This is a genomic window from Candidatus Symbiothrix dinenymphae, assembly GCF_001431085.1.
Genome location: NZ_BBRU01000481.1, coordinates 1 through 402, shown reverse-complemented (window position 1 = coordinate 402; position 402 = coordinate 1). Strand labels below are relative to the sequence as shown.

1 protein-coding gene is annotated in these 402 nt (G+C 40.8%); it reads right to left on the bottom strand.

The genetic code is table 11. From position 1 onward, the window contains the following. Nucleotides 1–402 (bottom strand): hypothetical protein (locus ASC50_RS05225; RefSeq protein WP_158648479.1); only part of this gene is annotated, 402 nt, incomplete at both ends.

Sequence of the window (402 nt, the reverse complement as noted above, 5' to 3'; positions counted from 1 at the left end):
TTTCTATATTGGGCTGCAAGGAAAATATAGCATCCGAAGCAAGGCTTTGTATGGGATATCGGGGGTCGTCAAAAAGGTCTTTAACCGTTTTATTGTTAAAATCATCAATTGGTGGTGTTCCCAATTTGAAATTTACATGCAAACTATCCAAATTGGAAGATATCATTCGCACAAATGTAGCTTTATGCCCTACATCATCGATGGAATCTTTATCAAGGGAGGGGTTTTTATTAGCCGGTCCTGCTCCTTCTTCAGCAGGCGGGACTGTAAATTTATAAGGGATTTCCAATGGAACCGATGGATCCGGTTCGTCATTTTTGTATGCTGCCAATGGTGCCAAACTTATTTCCAAAGGCGTTCCCAAAGTAGAAACAATAGCAAATCGGATTTTGGGGTCAGACA